1 protein-coding gene is annotated in these 1,369 nt (G+C 71.1%); it reads right to left on the reverse strand.

The features are described 5' to 3' along the window. Nucleotides 1–86 precede the first annotated feature (86 nt). On the reverse strand, nucleotides 87–1,004 hold the full coding sequence (locus FVW20_RS15540) for an ABC transporter permease (protein WP_196610314.1): 918 nt from the start codon (nucleotides 1,002–1,004) through the stop codon (nucleotides 87–89). Nucleotides 1,005–1,369: the final 365 nt, after the last annotated feature.

The following is a 1,369-nucleotide window of genomic DNA, read 5'->3' on the forward strand; positions in this document are numbered from 1 at the left end:
AGGGGGCAGACAAGGGGGGTGGGCAGGGCGCGCGCCCCACCGGCACTCCGGCACTCCGGCGCTCTGGCATGTTGCGGCACGGCGGCTCACAGCTGCCGCTCCCGTCCGCGCAACCCGGCCACCAGGCGCACGTAGGCTGCCACGAACCCGGCGCAGCACAGCAGCAACAGGGTCAGCAGGGCGGCGGCAGCGGGGCGGTCCTCCAGCGAGCGCAGAAAGTACAGGTCATAGGCCGCCACCCCCGGCATGGCCGGGGTGGATTCCCCCAGCAGCAAGGGAATTTCCACCGCACCGAAGGCATACAGGAACAGGATGAGGAACGAGGCGTGCAGCACCGGGGCAAGGTGCGGCACCACCACGTCGCGCAGCACGGTCCACCGCCCGGCGCCCAGCATGCGGGCCGTCTCGATCAGGCGCGGGTCCAGCCGCCGCAGCGAGGCCACGGCCAGCAGCATGACGAAGGGCAGTTCCTTGTAGGTGTAGGCCAGCACCATGCCCATGCCGTCGCCGCCCCAGAGCAGGGCCGGAAACTGCGCCTGCCCGCTGATGACGCCTACGTGATGCAGCGCGGAGGACACCAGTCCGGAGCGGCTCCAGAACACGACGGCCAGAAAGGCCACCACGATGTGCGGCAACACCAGCGGCACCCGGAACACTAGCGCCGCCAGTTGCATGCGGGCGGGCAGCCGCCATACCCCGTAGGCCAGCAACGCGCCCCCGGCCACGGACAACAGGGCCGACACCCCGGCCACGCGCAGCCCCAGCAGCAGCGAACCCGCCATGTGCGGCTGCGCCAGTTGCCGCCAGCCCGTCAGGACGTCCGGCGCGTACAGCCCCTGCGCCCCCTGCTCCGGCAAATACCGGATCGGCAGCAGCCACCCCAGCGACTGGGCCGCCGTCAGTCCCACACCCGCCAGAAAGGGAACCAGCAGCACCAGCAGCGGGCACAGGGCGGCCATGCTGTGCGCAGCGCCGATCCGGGGGGGGTGAGCACGGGAGGACATGGCTGCTCCTGGGGCAGAGGGGACGGGTATGGCAGGTGTACAGGCAACGGAGGCCCCTCCGCAAGCGGACCTTGCCGGGGCACGGGTCACCGATATTGGACGGCCCGCAGTCCGCGTTAGAAACGAAACAACGGCGCGTGCATTGCGCGGCCCAGCCAACTGGTCCATACTGGCAGCATCCGCAGCCTTGTCGCCTTGCTGGAAATGGTCGCCCCCATGGAGGGCCACAAATGCTCCCGGACTGCCAAGCCGCGCCCATAGCACCGAACCCTCGGCCCAGTCGGCGCGCCCGCCGCCCTGCCGCGCACTGCGTGGTGGTGCTGCTGGCGGCCATGGCGCTGTGCCTGCTGCGCCCCGACCCCGCC

This window comes from Nitratidesulfovibrio oxamicus (assembly GCF_015731765.1).
GTDB classification, from domain to species: domain Bacteria; phylum Desulfobacterota; class Desulfovibrionia; order Desulfovibrionales; family Desulfovibrionaceae; genus Cupidesulfovibrio; species Cupidesulfovibrio oxamicus.